Origin of the sequence: Photobacterium sp. OFAV2-7 (assembly GCF_022347985.1) — a bacterium.
Taxonomy (GTDB): Bacteria; Pseudomonadota; Gammaproteobacteria; order Enterobacterales; family Vibrionaceae; genus Photobacterium.
In genome coordinates, this window is sequence record NZ_JAKRFQ010000300.1 from 1 (window position 1) to 5459 (window position 5459).

General features: G+C 52.3%; 4 protein-coding genes. 1 reads left to right on the forward strand and 3 read right to left on the reverse strand.

Annotation, left to right across the window (positions count from 1 at the left end):
* Positions 1-105: 105 nt before the first annotated feature.
* Together MHN01_RS15170 and MHN01_RS15175 are read right to left on the reverse strand one after the other, a co-directional pair.
* The gene (locus MHN01_RS15170; RefSeq protein WP_304622856.1) at positions 106-1230 is read right to left on the reverse strand and encodes an iron chelate uptake ABC transporter family permease subunit; all 1125 of its coding nucleotides are present in this window, start codon (positions 1228-1230) and stop codon (positions 106-108) included.
* A 10-nt stretch (positions 1231-1240) separates the two neighbouring features.
* Positions 1241-2260: a FecCD family ABC transporter permease gene (locus MHN01_RS15175; RefSeq protein ID WP_370646508.1), complete on the reverse strand. Its 1020-nt coding sequence runs from the start codon at positions 2258-2260 to the stop codon at positions 1241-1243.
* Between the two features lie 245 nt (positions 2261-2505).
* Between MHN01_RS15175 and MHN01_RS15180 the strand changes: the two genes are divergently transcribed.
* Positions 2506-3474: an ABC transporter substrate-binding protein gene (locus MHN01_RS15180; RefSeq protein WP_239412115.1), complete on the forward strand. Its 969-nt coding sequence runs from the start codon at positions 2506-2508 to the stop codon at positions 3472-3474.
* Between the two features lie 113 nt (positions 3475-3587).
* Here MHN01_RS15180 and MHN01_RS15185 read toward each other — a convergent pair.
* A partial coding sequence (locus MHN01_RS15185; RefSeq protein WP_239412116.1) for an amino acid adenylation domain-containing protein occupies positions 3588-5459 on the reverse strand: 1872 nt, incomplete at its 5' end.

A 5459-nucleotide genomic window follows, 5' to 3' on the forward strand; every position in this document is an offset into this window, starting at 1 on the left:
CAACAATACCCACCAGCTTGCCCGGTGCCAGTTGTACCGAAACATCATGGAACACGGACTTGTTCTCGTAAGAAAAAGAGATGTTATTCATTGTCAGTAAAGTCATTAGTCCGCACTTCCTTTGTCGCGTAATAAGAAAACAAGCAGCATGATACCGCCAAGAATACGGGTCATAATCCCCGTTGCTACCTCATGGGGGTCGGCCAATACCCGAACCAGGGTATCGCTGAACAGCAGGAGCAGCGCTCCCAGCAGCGCCGCATTCCACAAAGGTACAATCCGGTTTTTGACACAATACGATACCAGAATAGGCCCAGCCATCGCGATGAACACAATCGGCCCGCCAATAGCAGTCCCCAGCGCGGCAATCAAAATAGCCAGCATCAGGATACTCAGTTGCACCCGATTGACATTAACCCCCAAACTTTGCGCCGAACTAACGCCCAGTCGCAATACGTTCAGCTGGCGGGAAAGATAGACAACGAACGGGCATAACAAGAGCAACAATACAGCGACAGGCACGCTGGTCTCGTAACCCTGGCCGACAAAGTTACCCATGGTCCACATATAGACACTGCTGACATGGACAATGGATTCGGTCGACATCAAAAACTCGCCGACGGCGCGCATCAGCTCCGACACGCCAATACCGATCACCACGAACAGGTATCCCTGCTCACCGGGGTTTTTACACAATAAATAGAGCAGTACCGCCGCCATAACGGCGCCAATAGGAGCTGCCCACCATGGCCATGTGCCTAGCGTTATGTACAGTGTGAAAAAGGTTATGGCGAGTGTCGCCCCTTCGTTTACCCCGATCATATCCGGCGTCGCCAGCCGGTTTCTCACCAGCGTCTGGATTAAGCACCCTGACAGCCCCAGTGCAGCGCCGGCCACTACCACAGCCATGACCCGCGGCAATCGGATCTTGAATACCATGATATTGACAATTCGAGAGGCCTCACCGAAAAACGCCTGCAGTGCAGACCAAGGCGTCAGCTTGGCGGATCCCACGCTGACAGAAACCAGAATCCCAACCAGCAGTAGCGCCAATAACAACGCTCCCATGACAAGAGAACGCTTTTCTACCAACAGGCTGTACTGACGGTAATGCAAACGCCATTTCCCTGTCGGTGTTGATAGCTGGGCAGCCGATGGCACAGGAGTTGATGACGGGGACGAAACAGGAGCAGAGGCAACCTCGCCCGAAAACGATTGATTATATGACATGCAGCAACTCCTACTTCACCGCCAGCAAGGATCGAAAACCGCCGCGGTGAACCACAGCAATCAATACAGGCGCACCAATCAGAGCCAGGATCACGCCGTTGGGCATTTCAAACGGCTGAATTAGCCAACGGGCTAGAATGTCGGCGATAAATAGAAAAATCACACCGAAAAGTGCGGAAAACACAACTTGAAGGGATAACACAACAGGCTCAGCCATACGGGCGCAATACGCAGCCAGGAACCCGACAAAACCGATAGGACCTGCGACTGAAATCGCACAGGCAGTAAACAGGGTCGAAGCCGTCATCACACCTACACGAACAACATCGGTATTGATACCCAAAGATTTGGCTTGATGCTCACCCAATTGCATCAGGGTCAATTGTCGAGTCAGTGCAAACGTTAATACCACCGCCGTCCCGAGGAACGGGAGGATCATCAGCATGGCATCCATATCCGCTGCAGCCAGCGAGCCTAAATTCCAAAAGCGAAACTGATCCAGCACCACCTGGTTTGATAGCAAGATATAGTTCGACAAGCCCCCAAACGTCGCCGTCAATGCTACGCCGACAAGGATCAGTTTAAGTGGGTGAGATTTACCGACGAGATGGCCAATAAGCAACACCACAGTATTTCCCATCAGGGCCCCCAGTCCTGACCAAACCAGGTAGCCTTGTGTCGACTCGACCTCAAAATAGCTGAGTCCGATAACCAACCCCAATACCGCCCCGGCATTGACCCCGAGCAGGCCCGGCTCTGCCAACGGATTTCGGGTTGCGCTTTGTAATAGCGATGCAGCCAGCGCCATGCTGACACCAACAATCACGGCACACAGGGTACGGGGGATCCGCAGCGTGTCCATGACCATAGCCAATTGTGCATCGGCACTCAGTAATGGCGAACCGGTCAAGTAACCGAAGGCATCACTAAAACCATATACGCCAGCACCGACAGACAGCGACAGCAAAACCAATAAACAAACCGCCCCCACGCAGGCTGACAGTCCTATGAGGTGTGACTTTGTTATCACGCTAACTCCCTTTTAATCTTTTCATACAGTTGATGTATGCATTAACCTCGTCCGCGCACATGATAACAATGCCGAAACCCCATAGATAGATCTAAATAAAAATAGTTATCAATCGCCTTATTGGGTATTATTTATGCCTGTTGAGCGTGCATAGCCGCTCCTACTACTCTGTATTTATTGAGATTAATAAACTCAATGTACCTAGTTAGGGACTCTGTGTATCCATGATGACGTATAGATAAGGGATGATGATGTTTCTCCGTAAGATCGCACTTTCCGCGCTGTGTCTTGCAGCCTCTTTTACCGCCCACAGCGGAGGCGATGACAGCGCCACTCGAACCGTACAGGATGTCTACGGTACGGCTATCGAAATACCAACAACACCCAAGCGGGTGATCACTTTAAGTGAAATCGACCTCGATTCTGCCCTGGCTCTCGGGATCACGCCTGTTGGCACCGTTAACGGTCGCGGTCAGCAAACGCTTCCTCGCTACCTGCAACCCGCAATAGAGCAAGATATTCAAATTGTCGGTGATCTCAACCGTCCCAATATGGAGACCATTCTGGAGCTCGAACCTGATCTGATCCTGACGACACCGAACCGCCCGGAAGTGTTGGCCTTACTGAATGAAATCGCACCGACAGTTGTCACCTTCAAACGCGGCGAACCATGGAAAGCAACCTTTGACCGCACTGCAAAAATCCTCAACCGTCAGCAACAGGCCACTGACTTCATGGCCAAGTACCAGCAAGTCGTACAACAATCTAAAGCGCAAATTAGCAATAAAATCGGGCAGACCATCAGCGTTGTTCGCTGGAACCCCAAGGGGCCGGCATACATGTTTAAGGACTCTTTTGCCAGTCAGATCATTGCCGATATTGGCATGACACGTCCGTCCTACCAGCAGGATCCTGGACATACACACTCTCTGTCGCTCAGCCTGGAAGCCTTAGGGGTATTGGACGGAAACTGGATGGTAATTGGTACGCTCAGTACGACCGGAGAAGCCGTTGATGCTATGAAGCAGGCTGAATCCACACCCGCTTTCAAACAATTAAGTGCCATCCAGGCCAAACGCTATGATGCGGTTGACGGTTCGCTATGGACTTCGGTAGGTGGCCCGCTTGCCGCCCTCCAGGTCATGCAGGACATCGTCGAGTTGGTCAACAAACCCGATGCCGAACCGCTTTCTCAAGCTTCCGCACAGAAATAGCCGCACCGTAAGAGTTCCCCATAAAGAAAGCCGATTGTTCCGTTTAACCCAACGAAACAATCGGCTTTTTGTTTAATTTAAGATGTCAAAGCCTACATTGCCTGGGAAGCTACCTAGGCATAAAGCTGCTTACGATCCACCTTGCCGCTACCCGTTTTCGGCAACACATCTACAGTGACAAAACGGCTTGGTACCATATAGTTAGGCAGGGTTTTCATCAACGCTTTGCGAATCGCCAATTTGGACGGCAAACTCTGTGCCGAATCTACCTCCAGAAACGCAACCAACTGTGCGTCATCCCCTTCACCAACCAGTTTGACCGCCGCGTCTTTCACCCAGTTCAGACACTTCATCTGAGCTTCAATCTCACCAAGCTCTATCCGAAATCCGCGCAGTTTGATCTGATCATCAAAGCGCCCCAAATACTGGTAACAATCTGGCCCTAGCCGACGCACCTTATCGCCTGTTCGGTAACTGCGAACTGAATCGGGCGACAATGTCACAAACTGTCGGTTTGTTAGCTCTTCACGCTGCCAGTAACCCTGACTTAAGGCATGCCCCTGAATACACAGCTCACCGACCATATTGACTGACACCGGTTGCGAGTCGGCATCAACCGCCTGATGAGTATAGCCCGCCAGACTATGCTGAAGCACCACTGTTGCCTGCTGCACTGCATCGGCTGTCACTTCCGCCATCAGCGACCACACAGTCGCTTCTGTCGGACCATAGCAGTTCCACACCCGCTCTGTATGCGCCACCAGTCGACGCGCCAACGGCATATCGAGCGCCTCTCCGCCACACAGGGCCACCAGCTGCGAATTACCCTGCCAGCCTGTATTTAGCAGCATTCGCCAAAACGCCGGTGTTGCCTGCAGTACCGTGATGGCATGTTCCGCCGTCAGGTAGCGGCAGACAGCATGGGGATCACGATACTCTTCACTAGTCGTTAATACGGCACATCCGCCAACCCATAAGGGAGCAAAGATTTCCAGCAATGCAATATCAAATGCCATCGTGGTGATCTGCAACCATCGGGTGGAACTATCCAATTCAAGCCGCTCGGTACTGGCCTGTAGAAATGTCGCCAGTGCACGATGATCAATCACCACACCTTTGGGCTTTCCCGTCGATCCCGAAGTGAACATCATATAGGCCGGTGTGTCCGCACAAAGCTCATTTGCCAGATGAGGTACCCGGTCACTGTTTGGCTGCTTCCATGTGGCTTCAGGATCTGCCAGCAAAATAGCGTCACACGAATAAGGTACGGCAGAAACCTCAGCCGCCAGCGACGCATCTTGCACAATAACTTTTAGCGCCGCCTCTTGCTCGATGGTTGCCAGTCGCTCAGCAGGAAAAGACGGCTCCAGCGGTACAAATGTTACCCCCGAGAACAAGCAGGCCAGCATTGCGGCAATCATGTCCGGCTGCCGATAGACATGAAGCCCGATTCTGTCACCGCAAACCACATGATGTTGATCCAGCAGGTCTTGGATCTCTGCGACCCGGTGCAACAACGCCGCATATCCGACCTTGATCTGGCAACCGCCAGCATCACTGTGCAGCCATTCGATCGCCGTAAGTTCCTCTCTCGCCGCCTGTTGCAGAGCAGCAAACAGAGTTACAGTGAGAATGCCTGATTCTGACGGCAACTCACCCACTCTGTCTTTTTTTGTGTCCTGCCGGAGAGCGGGCCGGGCTTCCTGCCACTCACCCACACACAGATCACTTACACTCTGCCATCGGCGCTGGATAATACCCGTTAACACATTCACCCAGTCTTTCAGCAAATAGGAGGCTTGCTCTGCTGAAAAGTGAGCGGAGGAATAGGTTAAGGTCGCTTGCCATGAAGAAGCTCCCTTCTCGAACAGCATGGAAGCCACCAAGCCAGCAGGCAACTCATTGCCAGCAACGAGCAACCCATTGTCTTGCGACTGAGGTACCTCGCCTGCATCACTGTGTCGAATACGCAGCAGACTCGTAAT